We start from the raw sequence: 14560 nt of genomic DNA, 5'->3' as shown, positions 1-14560 counted from the left end.
GGATGGCCCGGTGAGCACCCCGATCGTCCTGATCTCCCCCGCCATGGCGGTCCCGTCGTCGTTCTACGCGCCGCTCGTCGCGGCCCTCGAGGATCGCGGCTGGTCAGCCCGCGCCCTGCCGCGGCGTGGCTTCGAGCGCGACCTGCCCCGAGCCTCCCGCCGGCACGACTGGTCGTACGCCGACGAGATCGCCGACACCCAGGAGGCGGTCGACGCGGCCCGCGCCGAGCACCCGGGTCGCCCGATCGTGCTGTTCGGGCACAGCCTCGGCGGCCAGCTCGGCGGCGCCGTCCAGATCGGCCCGCGCCCGGCCGATGGGCTCGTGCTGGTGGGCGTCTCGCTGCCGCACTTCCGGCACTACCCGAGGATCGGCCTGCCGCTGGCGGCGATGGCGCTGACCGTCCCCGTGGTCGGCCTGGTGCGCGGGCACGTGCCCAAGCCGTGGTTCGGCGGGCCGGGAGCACGCACCCTGATGCGGGAATGGGCACGCATCGTGCACACGGGCCGCCCGCCCTATCCGGTCGAGCGGCGCATCAGCCTGCCGACGCTGGCCGTGCACCTCGCCGGCGACGGCTTCTCCATCGAGGCGGCGGCCCGCCGCTTCGAGCGGACCCTCGTCGACGAAGCCGCCCTCACCCGGTGGGAGTACACCCGCGACCTCGTGCCCGAGGGCGGGACGGCCCACCACGTGCTCTGGGCGAAGCACCCCGCGCCAGTGGTGGACCGTGTCGTCCGGTGGTGGACCGATCAGGCGAACGCCTCCGCGGGCGGGCAGGAGCAGACCAGGTTCCGGTCGCCGTAGGCGTTGTCGATGCGCCCGACCGGCGGCCAGTACTTGTCCTGCGTCGTGCCGGCCGGGAACACGCCCTCGGCCACCGGGTACGGGTGCGTCCAGTCCACCAGTTCGTGGGCGGCGTGCGGCGCGCTCGTGAGCGGGTTGTCCGTGGCGTCGTACTCCCCCGCGGCGACTCGGTCGATCTCGGAGCGGATCGCCAGCATCGCCTCGCAGAACCGATCGAGCTCGGCCAGGTCCTCGGACTCCGTCGGCTCGACCATGAGCGTGCCCGCGACCGGGAAGCTCATCGTCGGCGCGTGGAACCCGTAGTCGATGAGCCGCTTGGCGACGTCGTCGATGCTCAGGCCCGCGTTCTTGGTGATCTCGCGCAGGTCGAGAATGCACTCGTGCGCCACGAGGCCGTGGTCGCCGGAGTAGAGCACCGGGAACGCGTCGCCGAGCCGAGCCGCCACGTAGTTGGCCGCGAGCACGGCCACCGAGGTGGCGTCGGTGAGGCCGTCGGCGCCCATCATCGCGACGTAGGCGAACGGGATCGGCAGGATGCCCGCCGAGCCGTACGGGGCCGCGCTGATCGTGCCCGCGGACTGCCGGCGGTCCGCGTCGGGGTGGAACGGGTGCTTGGGCAGGAACGGCACCAGGTGCTCCCCCACGGCCACCGGTCCGACGCCGGGGCCGCCGCCGCCGTGCGGGATGCAGAACGTCTTGTGCAGGTTCAGGTGCGACACGTCGCCGCCGAACTTCCCGGGCTGGGCGTGGCCCAGCAGCGCGTTCAGGTTGGCGCCATCGACGTAGACCTGGCCGCCGTGCTCGTGGACGATGTCGCACAGCTCGCCGATGCCGTGCTCGTAGACGCCGTGCGTCGACGGGTAGGTCACCATGATCGCCGCCAGGTCGTCGGCGTGTGTCTCGCACTGGGCGCGGAGGTCGTCGAGATCGACCTCGCCGGCGTCGGTGGCCTTGACGATGACGACGCGCATGCCCGCCATCACCGCGGACGCCGCGTTGGTGCCGTGCGCCGAGCTCGGGATGAGGCAGACGTCGCGGGCCTCCTCGCCGCGGCTGCGGTGGTACTCCCGGATGGCCAGCAGACCGGCGAACTCACCCTGCGAGCCGGCGTTCGGCTGCACCGACACGGCCGCGTAGCCGGTGACGGTCGCCAGCCAGGACTCGAGCGTCTCGACCAGCTCGATCATCCCGGCGGCGTCCTCGGCGGGGACGAACGGATGCAGGTCGGCGAAGCCCGGCCAGCTGATCGGCTCCATCTCCGTGGTGGAGTTGAGCTTCATCGTGCAGCTGCCCAGCGGGATCATGCCGCGGTCGAGCGCGTAGTCGCGGTCGCTGAGCCGGCGCAGGTAGCGCAGCATCTGGGTCTCGCTCCGGTGCTCGATGAAGACGGGGTGGGTCAGGATCTCGTCGTCGCGCAGCCAGGCGTCCTCGAGCGAGGGCTCGGCCTCGGCGGGCAGGTCGCCCGCACCGAAGGCAGCCAGGACGGCGGAGAGGTGCTCGGGCGTCGTCGGCTCGGACACGGCGATGCCGACCCGGTCGTCGTCGAACCGCCACAGGTGGAGGTCCGACTCGCGCGCGGCTGCGACGACCTCCGCCGCACGGCCGGGCACGATCGCGGTGACGGTGTCGAAGAACCGGTCGGAGGCCAGCTCGATGCCGGCGGCACGGAGGCCGTCGGCGAGGCGGGCGGCGTAACCGTTGACCTGCTGGGCGATGGCGCGCAAGCCCTCGGCGCCGTGGTAGACCGCGTACATCGCCGCGACGACCGCCAGCAGCACCTGCGCGGTGCAGATGTTCGACGTGGCCTTCTCGCGGCGGATGTGCTGCTCGCGGGTCTGCAGCGCCAACCGGTAGGCGGGGCGTCCGGCCGAGTCGACCGAGACGCCGACGAGCCGCCCGGGCAGGTGGCGCTCGAGGCCCTTCCGGACCGCCATGAAGCCCGCGTGCGGCCCGCCGTAGAACATCGGGACGCCGAACCGCTGGGTCGAGCCGACGACCACGTCGGCCCCGAGGCTGCCCGGCGAGCGCAGCAGCACCTGGGCCAGCGGGTCGGTGACGACGACGGCCAGCGCGCCGGCGGCGTGGACCTGCTCGATCACCGGGGCCAGGTCGATGACGGCGCCGTCGGCACGCTGGTAGGCGATGATGACGCCGCTGAAGTCGCCCTCGGGCAGCCCGTCGCGCAGGTCGGCCTCGACCAGCGGCAGGCCGACGGCCTCGGCGCGGGTGTGCAGCACGGCCAGCGTCTGCGGGAGCAGGCCGTCGTCGACGACGACCGGCAGGTCGGTGCGCTTGCGGTCCGCGCGGCGCACGAGCGTCAGGGCCTCCGCGGCGGCCGTGCCCTCGTCGAGCAGGGAGGCGTTCGCCGTGGGCAGGCCCACGAGGTCCTCGACCATCGTCTGGAACGCCAGCAGCGCCTCGAGCCGGCCCTGCGAGATCTCGGGCTGGTACGGCGTGTAGGCCGTGTACCAGGCAGGGTCCTCGAGCACGTTGCGGCGGATCACGGCCGGCGTCGTCGTCGGGTGGTACCCCAGGCCGATCATCGACACGCCCGGCACGTTGCGGTCGGCCAGCTCACGCAGCCGGGCGGTGGCCTCGGTCTCGCTGGCGGCGTCGGGCAGGCCCTCGAGCGCCGAGCGGATGCCCGACGGCACGGCGGCCTGCATCAGCGCGTCGAGACTGTCGTAGCCGAGCCGCTGCAGCATCGCGGCCTGGTCGGACGCGCGCGGACCGATGTGACGGTCGACGAAGCGGGTGGCGGGATGGCGATCGGACTGCGGCATGAGCATGACTCCCGAGGGCTCGACGAATGGAACCCTCCCCCTCTGTCGTCACGTCGACCTCGACGCGGCTTCAGAGTCGCCTGTGACGTGCGGTCCGGTGGCCTGAGAGGTTCCGGGGAGGAATTGCCCCTTCGGCGCCCTGAACGGGACTCTCCCGCACGGTTCAAACGGCAGGCTCAGCCTACCCCGACCTCGGTCGGGGTGGCGGTCGGCCGGGTCAGTTGGCCTTGCGGGCCGCGCGGCGCGCGGCGAGCTCGTCGTTGGCCGACGGGACGTCGACCTCGGCGCGCTCGGTGGGCAGCTCGTGGAGCGTGCCCTCGATCTCCTTCCACACACCGCCGATGGCGATGCCGAAGACGCCCTGACCACCCTGGAGGAGGTCGACGATCTCGGTGGCGGAGCGGCACTCGTAGACGCTGGCACCGTCACTCATGAGGGTGACCTGCGTGAGGTCCTCGGTGCCGCGCTCGCGGAGGTGGTCGATCGCGGTGCGGATCTGCTGCAGCGAGACGCCGGCGTCGAGCAGGCGCTTGATGATCTTGAGCAGCAGGATGTCCTTGAAGGAGTACAGCCGTGCCGTGCCCGAGCCGGTGGCGGAGCGCACGGTCGGCTCGACCAGGCCGGTGCGGGCCCAGTAGTCGAGCTGGCGGTACGTGATGCCGGCGGCGTTGCAGGCGGTGGGACCACGGAAGCCCGTGTCCTGCGGCATGGGCGCGACGTCGTCGTCGAACAACAGGCCTTGGGCGCTGGCCTGGGCCTGCGCCTCTGCTGCCTCGTCACGAGGATCGATCATGATCACGCCTTCCTGGCTGCCGGTTGGACCGGCCTCCCACAACAAGAGAACCACACCGCTGTGGTCTTGCGTACCCTCAAGTTAGACGTGAGGGTCCTTCCGTGCACGCACCGACACGCGTGTCGCGACGGGTATTAGGCTCAACCTTCACTTGAGGGTTTCTCGAAGTCCTCGGGATCGACGTGGTCGAGAAACTCCCGGAACTTCTGGATCTCCTCGTCCTCGTCGGGCGTCTGGGCGAACCCGGCGACGTCGAGGACGTCCTCCGCGCACACCACGCGCACGCCGGTGCGCAGGGCCAACGCGATCGAGTCCGACGGCCGGGCGTCCACGACCGCTCCCCCGGCGAACGCCAGCTCGGCGAAGAAGACGCCGTCGCGGACGTCGACGATGCGGACCTCCTGCAGCTCGTCGCCGAGGCCCTCGATGATCGAGGCCATCAGCGCGTGCGTGGGCGGCCGCGGCGACACGGTGCCCTGCTGGGCGAACGCGATGGCCGAGGCCTCGATCGCGCCCACCCAGATGGGCAGGTACCGGGTGCCCTCGAGCTCACGCAGCAGCACCAGCGGCTGGTTGGTGGGCATCTCGACCCGGACTCCGACGATCTCGAGTTCGCGCATCGGACCCCTCCCCTCAGCCGCGCAGGCCGGCGCGCACGAGGACCGTGTGCAGCCGGACCGCCAGGGCGGCCAGCTCGGCCAGCTCGGCGGCGGCACCGGTCTGCTGGCGCGCGGCCGGCGGGATGACCTGGTCGAGCAGGCCCACCTCACGGTCGGCGGCACTGCGGAACCCGCGCAGGTGGCGCGGCTCCAGGCCGAGCTTGGCCAGCTCGCCCACCAGGGACGCGACGACCAGGTCGTCGGTGTCGTAGTAGCGCTGCTGGGGGCGGCGCCGGATGAGCTCGAACTGCTCGATCTCGTCGAGGGTCGCGGCGTCGATGCCGGCGGCGTCGAGCAGCTCGTCGCGCGTCATGCGCGTCGAGCCGGCGCCCTCGGTGATCGACTGGGCGGTGGGCGTGCCGTCGGCGGCCAGCGTCACCTGCGGCACGCGCAAGGTGGCGCGCAGCTCGGTGTCGGGCACCTCGCCGGAGTCCATCTGGTCGAGGACCTGACGGATGTGACTCAGCGGCCAGTAGCGGTCCTTCTGCATCCGCAGCACGAACCGGAGCCGCTCGACGTCGCCGAACGTGAACTTGCGGTAGCCGGACGGGGTGCGCCGGGGCTCGACGAGACCCTGCTCGTCGTAGTACCGGATGCGGCTCTGGGAGATGTCGGGGAACTCCTCGGACAGCTCGGCGATGACCTGTCCGATGCCGAGCAGCTGCTCGCGTGCCGCCTCGCCGCCGCTCACTGACCACCTTCGGAGGCGACCGTGCCGGGGAAGTAGATCAGCCGGTACTTGCCGAGCTGGACCTCGTCGCCGCCCGCCAGCGGGATGTCGCCGTCGATGCGGTCGCGATTGACATAGGTGCCGTTGAGGCTGCCCAGGTCGGTGACGACGTAGCCGCTGCCGCGCCGCGAGAAGGTTGCGTGGCGCCGCGAGACGCTGATGTCGTCGAGGAAGATGTCGCTCGACGGGTGGCGACCGGCCGAGACGACGTCCTGGTCGAGCAGGAAGCGCGATCCGGCGTCGGGGCCGCGCTGCACGAGCAGCATCGCATTGCCGACCGGGAGGTTCTCGACGGCGAACACGTCGCCGGCGGTCATCTCCTCGGTGTCGGCGTCGATGACCGGGATGAAGTTGGTTTCCTCGAAACCTTCCGGCGTCGTCAACGCGATCAACTCCGTCTCAAGTACAGCTTGAGGGTTTGCTCAAGTGGGGGTTCAGGGTTCTTGCGCCCCCAACCTAACACCCGCCCGTGCGTCGGGTCAGCCGCTCACCAGAGCCGAGTACGCCTCGGCCGTCAGCAGGCCCGAGGTGACGTCCTCCTCGGTGGTGCGGACCTTGAGCAACCAGCCCTCGCCGTAGGGGTCGGAGTTGATCACCTCGGGCGTGGCCTCGAGGGAGTCGTTGCGCGCGATGACCTCACCGGAGACAGGCGTGAACACGTCCGAGACCGACTTGGTCGACTCCAGCTCGCCCACGACCGTGCCCGACTCGACCGAGTCGCCCTCGGCCGGCAGGTCGACGTAGACGATGTCGCCGAGCTGGTCCTGCGCGAAGTCGGTGATGCCGATGATGGCGACGTCGCCCTCGACACGCACCCACTCGTGCTCCTCGCTGTAGAACAGGTCCTCAGGGATCACGGGGTCCTCCATCGTCGCGCGGTCAGTCGTTCGCGGGTCGAGCGTACTGGGGCTCGGGTGCATCGGCCACAGCGGTGATGCGGATGCGCTGGCGCTTCTCGACGCCGACCTCTCCCCCGCGGCTCTCGACCCGGTCGGCCAAGCCGCCGCGGAACGTCACGGCGTCGGCGAGCGTCTTCGGATCGCCGATCACCTCCATGACGTACGGAGGCTTCAGCACGCGGCCGCTGACCCGGACCCCGGCGTCGTCGTCGAGGAACCAGGTCTGGGCCACGACGCGGGCCACGCCGTTGAGCGAGATGACCTCGGCGCCGGCGTCGCGCATCTCCTGCACCGCGTCCAGCAGCACCGACGCGGTCACCGCGCCCGCGGACGCCGCTGAAGTCGTCGGTCTCGTCGTCCTCGCGCCACTGCACGGTCATGGTGAAGGCGAGCAGGCCGATGAGCAGACCGACGATCCAGCTCGAGCGGCGGCCCAGCGCCTGGCGCAGGTCGAACGGCTCACGCATGGAAGATCAGCCTGCGGATCGCGGCGGAGTTGGCGAAGATCCGGATCCCGAGCACGACGATGACGCCGGTCGAGAGCTGCGATCCCACGCCGAGCTGGTCGCCGAGGAACACCATGATCGCGGCGATCGCCACGTTCGAGACGAACGAGACCACGAAGACGCGGTCGTCGAAGCGGCCCTCCAGGAACGCGCGCGCGGCGCCGAGCACGGCGTCGAGTGCGGCGATGATGGCGATCGGCACGTAGGGCTGCAGCCCCGTGGGCACGGTGGGCTGCAGGATCAGGCCGATCGTGACGCCCACGACCAGGCCGATGACCGGGATCACGACGTGCTCCTCCTCAGGGGTTCGGCCGAGATCGACAGCCGCGCCTCGGGGGCGGCGGCCATCTCGACATCGTCTGATCCTCGCACGGCGAAGCGGATGCCATCGGCTTCGGCACGCGCGGCGAGGTAGCGACCTGACGGTCCCTGCTCCCACTGGTTCTGGAGCACGTCCTCGTCGCCGATCGCGGTGATGACGACCGGCTCGGTGACGGAGCGGTAGTTGACCGTGATCGCCTCGCCCGCCGAGCGGATGGCCGACGTGGACGCCAGCCGGTGGCCGTCGACCGCGACGGCCTCGGCGCCCGCGAGCCACAGGCCGTTGACGACGAGCTGCAGGTCGGTGTCGGTGAGGCGGCCGCCGGGACGGTCCTCGTTCGACGAGGACTCGACGGTGAGCTCGACGCCGCCCCCCACCACCGGGACCGCGCCGGCCGCGGCACGCAGCGCGAGCGTGCCCGGGCCGTCCACCACCGACGCGGCCTGCAGGTCGGCGATCTCCTCCTGGAGGCCGACCACCGTCTCCTGCCGGTTGTCGACCAGGTCCTGGCGGAGCCGGATGTTCTCGATCAGCGCGTCGCGCTCGACCTCGGTGGCGGGGCGATCGACGCGGGTCTGGACGGCGGCGACGGTGAGCAGCAGGCCGAACACGGCGGCGGCGACCCCGGTGAGGAGCTTCGCGGTCGGCCGGGGCGGATCGTCGTGCACGACGTAGTAGTCGTCGTCCAGCGCGGTGGCGGCGAGCCGCTCGAGGATCGACTCCGCCTCCTGGACCGAGGACCCGGTTCCGGACCGCTCGCTCATCGCGCCCGCGGCGTCGAAGCCAGCAGGCGGCGCACCTGGACGGCGTAGAGGATGCCGGCCCACCAGTAGAGCGCCACGCCCCAGATGGTGAAGGCCCAGCCGAAGACGCGAGCCAGGTTGGCCACCGACCCCTCGCCGTCGCCGAGCAGCAGCAGCGGGAACGCGTAGAGCAGCCCGGCCGTGGCGGCCTTGCCCAGGAAGTGCACCGGCAGGGCACTGAAGCCGCGGGTGCGCAGGAACGGCACGAGCGAGAACAGCACGACGTCGCGCAGCGGGAGGATCACGGCGAGCCACCACGGGATGACCTCGCGCAGGCCCAGCCCCACGACGACGGCGAGGATGTAGAGGCGGTCGGCGACGGGATCGAGGATCGCGCCCAGCCGCGTCGTGCGGCCGGTGGCCCGGGCGATCTTGCCGTCGAGGTAGTCGGTGATGCCCGAGACCACGAGGACGCCGATCGCCAGCACGTCGCGCTCGGGCACGAGCACCAGCCACAGGAACACCGGCACGAGCAGGATCCGGATCGCGCTGAGCAGGTTCGGGATCGTGAACAGCTCGGCACGCAGCGAAGGCTTCGCCGGCGTCGTCTCGGCCACGGCGGCCCGGGGCTGCGGCGCCGGACGAGCGGGTGCGGGCCGGGCGGGCTCGGGGGCGGCGGGCGTGCCGACGTCCGAGGAGGGCGCCTCCGCCTCGACCTCGTCCGCGCCTTCGACCCGTCGGACCCGCTTGCCTGCCACGGGGAACAGCCTACCGGCGAGGGTCCCGCAATCCGGGCTGCCCTTGCCTCGGGGAACACAACTGACAGACTGAGGCTTGAACCCTGAAGACGACATCACCGAACGACGACCAGGAGGACGAGTGGCCGACTACACCCTGCCGGACCTGCCCTACGACTACGGGGCACTGGATCCCCACATCTCGGGCAAGATCATGGAGCTGCACCACAGCAAGCACCACCAGAACTACGTGAACGGCCTCAACACCGCCCTCGAGAAGCTCGAGGAGTCGCGTGCGGCCGGTGCGTACGACACGATCAACCTGCTGGAGAAGAACCTCGCGTTCAACCTCGGCGGCCACATCAACCACTCGATCTTCTGGAAGAACCTCTCGCCGGACGGCGGCGACAAGCCGACCGGTGAGCTCCAGGCCGCCATCGACGACAACTTCGGCTCCTTCGACGCCTACCGGGCGCAGTTCGAGCAGGTCGCCCTCGGCATCCAGGGCTCGGGTTGGGCCATCACCGCGTGGGACACGCTGGGTCAGAAGCTGGTCATCGTCCAGCTGTACGACCAGCAGTCCAACATCCCGGCGACGCTGATCCCGATCTCCCAGCTCGACATGTGGGAGCACGCGTTCTACCTCGACTACCTCAACGTCAAGGGCGACTACGTCAAGGCGTTCTGGAACATCGCGAACTGGGCCGACGCGCAGGAGCGCTTCACCGCGGCCACCAGCGGCGGCCAGATCCTGTTCTGACCCCGTGACTCGCCCTCGGGCGAGACGCACACTGCCCGGTCACCGTGAGGTGGCCGGGCAGTTCTGTGTCGTGCGGGGGTCAGCGCCGGACGGAGCCGTCGCCCAGGCCCGCGAGGTAGGCGTTGTACTCCTCGAGTGCGGCGTCGTCGTCGCGGTCGGCGGCCCGGTCGCTGCGGGTGGCCTCGCGCGTGTCGGAGCGGAACCACTGCACGAAGATCGCGCCGATCACCAGCAGCAGCGGGATCTCGCCCATCGCCCACGCGATGCCGCCGCCGAGGTACTGGTCCTGGGCGAGGTCGGTCGCGTACGGCCGCTCGAGGGCTCGGTAGTACGACTCGGCGATGATGACGTCGGACGACATGAGCGCCACCGAGAAGAAGGCGTGGAACGGCACCGAGAGCATCAGGACGCCGAACCGGGCCAGCGGGCCGAGCCGCTTCGGGGACGGGTCGACGCCGATGATCACGTAGTAGAACAGGAAGCCCGAGAGCAGGAAGTGCAGCTCCATGAACGCGTGCCCGGAATGCGTGCGCATCATCGACTCGAACAGGCCGGTGTAGTAGACGGCGTAGAGCGTGCCGAGGAAGATCACGGCGGCCACGATCGGGTGCGTGTAGAACGCCGAGATCCTCGACTGCAGCGCGTCGCGCAGCAGTGACCGCGGCGAGTGCTCGCCCGGGCGGCGCGGGCCCGGCAGCGTGCGCAGCGCCAGGGTCATCGGTGCACCCAGTACGAGGAAGATCGGCGCCACCATCGACAGCATCATGTGCGACACCATGTGCAGGCTGAACAGCACGCTGGAGTAGGCGCCCAGGCCGCCGAAGGTGGCCCACGCCACGATCGCGAGGCCGGCGAACCAGCTGATGGTGCGGCCGATGGGCCAGCGGTCGTTGCGGCGGCGCATCACGATCAGCCCGGCGACGTACAGCGCGGAGCCGAGCGCGACGATCGACAGGCCGATGCCGTCGGGATAGAAGCCGGTGAGGATGCGCACGACCGTGGGCTCGGGCGGCAGCGGGCGCCCCAGCAGCAGCTCGGCGCGGGTCGTGAGCACGTCCTCGCCGACGGGCGTGGCCGTCCGGCCGAGCACCACGGCGACAGCCATGGTGACGCTCATCAGCAGGACCTCGAGGATCGCGAACCGGGCGAAGCCGGACGAGGCGCGCCGCAGCCGGCGACGCTGGGCGACGCCGAACGCACCCAGGGCGACCAGCGCGACGACCTTCACGACGACGAGGGCGCCGTACGTGGAGTCGATCCCCCCGAACGAACCGAGGTTGACGGCCGCGCTGACGAGGCCCGAGACGGCCACGACGACGAAGCTCCACCCGGCGAGGGTCGAGTAGCGCGAGACGGCGTCGTCGAGGCGCCGGCTGCGGCGCAGGGCCACCCAGCCGAGGGCGATCAGGCCGCCGACCCACAGCACGACGCCGACGAGGTGCAGCACGAGCGCCGCGGTGGCGAGCATGTGAGAGCCGGCGGACGCCGAGTGGCCGGTCAGGCCGACCGCGGAGATGCCGACGAGGGCGACCGGGACGCAGATCGCCAGCTGGCGCACCGAGAAGGTCCACGACGCCCAGAGCGCGATGACGAGCGCCGCGAGCGCCTGCACGAGCAGGCCGCGGCCCGTGGCGAAGACCTTCGCGAAGTCGATCAGCTGCCCGACGTCGACGCCGGTGAGCGGCCGCGCGTAGAGGTCGGCGACGTTGGCCCAGTAGTGCAGCAGGGCTGCCGCGCACCAGCCCCACGCGGCGCGGGAGGCGATGCGGACGGCCTGGACCGCGAGGCCCTCGAGCCGCTCGCCGGACGGGAGCAGGACGACGGCCACCAGCAGGAAGCCCACGGTGACCGTGGCCAGGAGGTCGGAGAGGAAGCGCGAGACCGGCAGGGCCCAGCCGACGACGCGTCCCGGGTCGGGGAGCCCCGCCGGGGGCGCCTGGGGCGTGGCGCCGGTGCCCACCAGCAGTCCGACGAGAACGAGCAGGCCGAGCCCGGCGACAGCAGCGAGGCCGAGTCCGGCGACGGGCGCGCCGGGGCGGGCCCCGCGGTCAGGAACGGTCATCGTCGGGGGTGCTCGAGCGCCCGCGCACCAGCAGGAAGGCGGCGGCACCGAGGGCGACGGCAGCCACGAGGACGCCCAGCAGCAAGGGCGACGTCAGGACCGAGTCGTCCTCCGCAGCGGCGTCCTTCGGGTCGGCCGCGGTGTCCTCGTCCGGTGCCGCCTGCGCGGTGGGCGTCGCGGACGGCTCGTCGGCGACGACGGCGTCCTGGTCGGCCACGGTGAACTCGTGCGTGCCGGTGATGGGGTGGCCGTCCGCGGAGACCACGCGATAATTGACCTGGTACGCGCCACCCGCGGCATCGGCGGGCGGCACGACGACGAGGCGGGGGCCGTCGACCTTCACCTCGGCGCCGAGTGCGGACCCGTCGACGATGAGGCTGGCCTCGGAGGGCTGGCGGAGGTCCTCGCTGAACGTCAGGACGATCCGGTCGGGGACCTCCTCGGTGCGCGACCCCGCGGTGGGGTCGGACGAGATCAGGGAGGTGTGCGCTTGCGCTGGCATCGACCATCCGAACAGCACGGCGGTGACGAGCAGCAGCACAGGAGTAATCAGACGCACGTCTCCAGCGTATCCGGCCGGTGTTCGTGGCCCTGGTGGCCCATCAGCACCATGCGCGATGGCCACACTGGAGTGACTTGTGGGGATTGTGTGAACGGCGGGTTGGGGCGCATGGTTCACTCGCCGTTGGAGGTGTCGCACTGATGCGTTTGACTCGGGTCTTCGCTGGGGTGTCGGTCCTGGTCGCCACGCTGGCGGTCCCGACCGTCGCCCTCGCCGACGAACCCACCACGCCCCCCGCCACGGTGGGGACCGGAACGACCACGTCCTCCCCCAGCCTGGACGTGCCCGATCCGCTGGCGATCGCGCCCAGCGCCATCACCGAGCTGACGACGCTCGCCCTGCGCTACGAGGCGAACCTCAGCGTCGCCGAGGACCGCCGCAAGGAGGCCGCCGAGCGGCTCCGCGACGCCGACCGGCAGCGCAAGATCGCTCGCGCCTACGTCGACCAGGTCGTCGAGTACGCGATGTCGCCCAACGGCGACCCCTTCGCGCAGAAGCTGACGGCGCTGGCCGCCGCCGAGAACCCCGAGGACCTGATCACCGGCATCTTCAGCAGCGAGCAGGTGACCGACGCCCAGGAGGGCCACCTCGGCGAGGCGAAGCGTGCCTTCGACGCCGCCCAGGTGCTGCAGGCCCGCGCCGACCGCGCCACGCGCGCCGCCGAGAAGGCCGAGAAGACCGCCGCGCGCCAACTCAAGCAGATCGGCAAGCTCGCCGACCAGCTCGGCCTCGGCGCCTCGTCCACCCCGGAGGGACTCCCCCAGACCCGCACCGAGCAGGAGTCGTGGAACACGGCGGCCGCGGCGAGCTGGGCCGGGTACACGCGCCAGCTCGCCCGGCTCGGCGTCAAGGCGCCCTCGGCGCGGCGGCTCAAGGCATCCGGCGGCGTGAAGACGGCCACCGTCGGCTCGCGCACCGTCGAGGTGCTGCCCGCCCAGACCATCCGGCTGCTCACGACGCTGATGAAGCGCGTCGGCGACGACTACGCCACCGAGAACGCCCCGGGCGCGTGGAGCTGTGGTGGCCTGCTCGACGTCAAGGGCGCGTACGACCTCCGGGGGACGCCGGCCCAGCTCTACGCCCGCACCGTGAAGGTCAAGCCCGCCACCGTGAAGCGCGGCGACCTCGTCTTCACGGCGAACAAGGCCTCCGGCGTCCACCACGTCGGCGTCTACATCGGCGACGGCAAGATGATCGACGCGCCGGGCACCCGTGCCCAGGTGGGCGTCTCGCTCCTGCCGGCCGAGCCGTTCGCGATCACGCGACCGTCGCTCGGTGCCGGCAGGAACACCCCGCCGAAGGGCACGGCGAAGGCGCCCACGACGGTCTGCAACGCCACGAAGCCGACGGCCGCGACGCGCCAGGGCTGGACGTTCCCCCTGAAGCAGGGCAGCTACTCGATCTCCGCAGGCTTCGGCATGGGCGGCGGCATGTGGCAGTCGACGCACACGGGCCAGGACCTCGCGGCGCCGACCGGCACTCCGATCTACGCGTCCCGCGGCGGCGTCGTGAGCCTGCAGGAGATCGGGTGGGCGGGCACGCTCGTCACGATCTCGCACCCCGATGGCACGGCCGAGCGGTACGCCCACGCCTCCAAGGTGCTCGTCCAGGACGGCCAGACGGTCGGCTCCGGCGACGAGATCGCCCTGGTGGGGTCGCGCGGCAACTCCACCGGTCCGCACCTGCACTTCGAGATCCAGGTCAACGGCCAGTTCATCGACCCGATGCCGGTGCTCGTGCAGTTCCTGACCAACAGCGGCGCCGGCAAGGGCTGGGGCGGTTACAGCAACGGCCAGGTGCCGCGCGGCGTCCTGTGCGCCACCGACAGCACCCTGCTGCGCTGCGACGTCGCCAAGCGGGCCAAGCGCCTCTCGGCGGACTTCCGCAGGAAGTTCGGTGAGCGGCTCGAGTTCACCGCCGGCTACCGCGACATCGTCGCGCAGATCCAGCGCGGCCCCGAGGGCACCCTCGTCGACATCCCGGGCACCTCGCCGTTCGGCTGGGGCACGCGGTTCTCGGTGGGGTCGCTGACGAAGTCGCAGCAGGCCTGGGTCGCGGCCCAGTCGCGCAAGCTCGGCCTGAAGTCCGAGGGCGACGGCACCTGGTCGCTCCCGGTCGCCTAGGCCGGCGGTCTCCCCGGGAATCCGTCAGCACGACACGACGAAGGGCCCCACCGTCGCCGGTGGGGCCCTTCGTCGGTGT

Annotated in this window: 14 protein-coding genes, 1 pseudogene and 1 riboswitch; of the genes and pseudogenes, 3 read left to right on the top strand and 12 right to left on the bottom strand. The window is 71.5% G+C overall.

The window, feature by feature from the left end; all coding sequences use genetic code 11:
* Nucleotides 1-10: 10 nt before the first annotated feature.
* Nucleotides 11-802 carry a serine aminopeptidase domain-containing protein gene (locus AFL01nite_RS07095; RefSeq protein WP_246119628.1) on the top strand — a complete coding sequence of 264 codons (792 nt, stop codon included), beginning with the start codon at nt 11-13 and terminating at the stop codon, nt 800-802.
* Here the strand turns inward: AFL01nite_RS07095 and gcvP are convergent.
* The 10 genes and pseudogenes from gcvP to clsA all read right to left on the bottom strand — a co-directional run bounded on the left by gcvP (nt 748) and on the right by clsA (nt 8854).
* Nucleotides 748-3591 (bottom strand): aminomethyl-transferring glycine dehydrogenase, encoded by a 2844-nt coding sequence (gcvP, locus tag AFL01nite_RS07090; protein WP_371862819.1) that lies wholly within the window; start codon nt 3589-3591, stop codon nt 748-750. The two genes, AFL01nite_RS07095 and gcvP, sit on opposite strands and share 55 nt — an antisense overlap.
* A 74-nt stretch (nt 3592-3665) precedes the next feature.
* Nucleotides 3666-3752, bottom strand: a riboswitch (glycine riboswitch).
* Nucleotides 3753-3802: 50 nt separating this feature from the next.
* Complete coding sequence (locus AFL01nite_RS07085) at nt 3803-4378, bottom strand: MerR family transcriptional regulator (RefSeq protein WP_146826851.1); 576 nt, start codon at nt 4376-4378, stop codon at nt 3803-3805.
* A gap of 140 nt (nt 4379-4518) precedes the next feature.
* The gene (locus AFL01nite_RS07080) at nt 4519-4998 is read right to left on the bottom strand and encodes a bifunctional nuclease family protein (RefSeq protein WP_146826849.1); all 480 of its coding nucleotides are present in this window, start codon (nt 4996-4998) and stop codon (nt 4519-4521) included.
* Nucleotides 4999-5011: 13 nt separating this feature from the next.
* Nucleotides 5012-5728 (bottom strand): transcriptional regulator FtsR, encoded by a 717-nt coding sequence (gene ftsR / locus AFL01nite_RS07075; RefSeq protein ID WP_146826847.1) that lies wholly within the window; start codon nt 5726-5728, stop codon nt 5012-5014.
* Entirely contained in the window at nt 5725-6150 is a 426-nt protein-coding gene (locus tag AFL01nite_RS07070) for an FHA domain-containing protein (RefSeq protein WP_425546778.1), read from the bottom strand. The genes ftsR and AFL01nite_RS07070 overlap by 4 nt, the downstream gene beginning before the upstream one ends.
* Before the next feature lie 96 nt (nt 6151-6246).
* Entirely contained in the window at nt 6247-6624 is a 378-nt protein-coding gene (gene gcvH / locus AFL01nite_RS07065) for a glycine cleavage system protein GcvH (RefSeq protein ID WP_146826844.1), read from the bottom strand.
* 22 nt (nt 6625-6646) lie between these two features.
* A pseudogene (locus AFL01nite_RS07060) lies at nt 6647-6994 on the bottom strand (DUF881 domain-containing protein); the annotation flags it as partial.
* 131 nt (nt 6995-7125) lie between these two features.
* Complete coding sequence (locus AFL01nite_RS07055; RefSeq protein WP_146826840.1) at nt 7126-7458, bottom strand: small basic family protein; 333 nt, start codon at nt 7456-7458, stop codon at nt 7126-7128.
* On the bottom strand, nt 7455-8258 hold the full coding sequence (locus AFL01nite_RS07050) for a DUF881 domain-containing protein (RefSeq protein WP_146826838.1): 804 nt from the start codon (nt 8256-8258) through the stop codon (nt 7455-7457). The genes AFL01nite_RS07055 and AFL01nite_RS07050 overlap by 4 nt, the downstream gene beginning before the upstream one ends.
* Nucleotides 8255-8854 (bottom strand): cardiolipin synthase ClsA, encoded by a 600-nt coding sequence (gene clsA / locus AFL01nite_RS07045; protein ID WP_186813863.1) that lies wholly within the window; start codon nt 8852-8854, stop codon nt 8255-8257. Before clsA ends, AFL01nite_RS07050 begins: the two co-directional genes overlap by 4 nt.
* A 262-nt stretch (nt 8855-9116) precedes the next feature.
* Here clsA and AFL01nite_RS07040 point away from each other — a divergent pair, with 262 nt between their 5' ends.
* Nucleotides 9117-9734: a superoxide dismutase gene (locus tag AFL01nite_RS07040; protein WP_146826836.1), complete on the top strand. Its 618-nt coding sequence runs from the start codon at nt 9117-9119 to the stop codon at nt 9732-9734.
* Between the two features lie 79 nt (nt 9735-9813).
* Here the strand turns inward: AFL01nite_RS07040 and AFL01nite_RS07035 are convergent, their stop codons facing one another.
* Together AFL01nite_RS07035 and AFL01nite_RS07030 are read right to left on the bottom strand one after the other, a co-directional pair.
* Entirely contained in the window at nt 9814-11796 is a 1983-nt protein-coding gene (locus AFL01nite_RS07035) for a bifunctional copper resistance protein CopD/cytochrome c oxidase assembly protein (protein ID WP_146826834.1), read from the bottom strand.
* On the bottom strand, nt 11783-12355 hold the full coding sequence (locus tag AFL01nite_RS07030) for a copper resistance CopC family protein (RefSeq protein WP_146826832.1): 573 nt from the start codon (nt 12353-12355) through the stop codon (nt 11783-11785). Before AFL01nite_RS07030 ends, AFL01nite_RS07035 begins: the two co-directional genes overlap by 14 nt.
* A gap of 143 nt (nt 12356-12498) precedes the next feature.
* On the opposite strand from AFL01nite_RS07030, the gene AFL01nite_RS07025 reads away from it, so the two are divergent.
* Nucleotides 12499-14481: a peptidoglycan DD-metalloendopeptidase family protein gene (locus AFL01nite_RS07025; protein ID WP_146826830.1), complete on the top strand. Its 1983-nt coding sequence runs from the start codon at nt 12499-12501 to the stop codon at nt 14479-14481.
* Nucleotides 14482-14560: the final 79 nt, after the last annotated feature.

The sequence above is a fragment of the Aeromicrobium flavum genome (assembly GCF_007992115.1).
Classification (GTDB): domain Bacteria; phylum Actinomycetota; class Actinomycetes; order Propionibacteriales; family Nocardioidaceae; genus Aeromicrobium; species Aeromicrobium flavum.
Note: the sequence above shows the minus strand (reverse complement) of the source record. Positions and strands in the feature narration are given on the sequence as shown.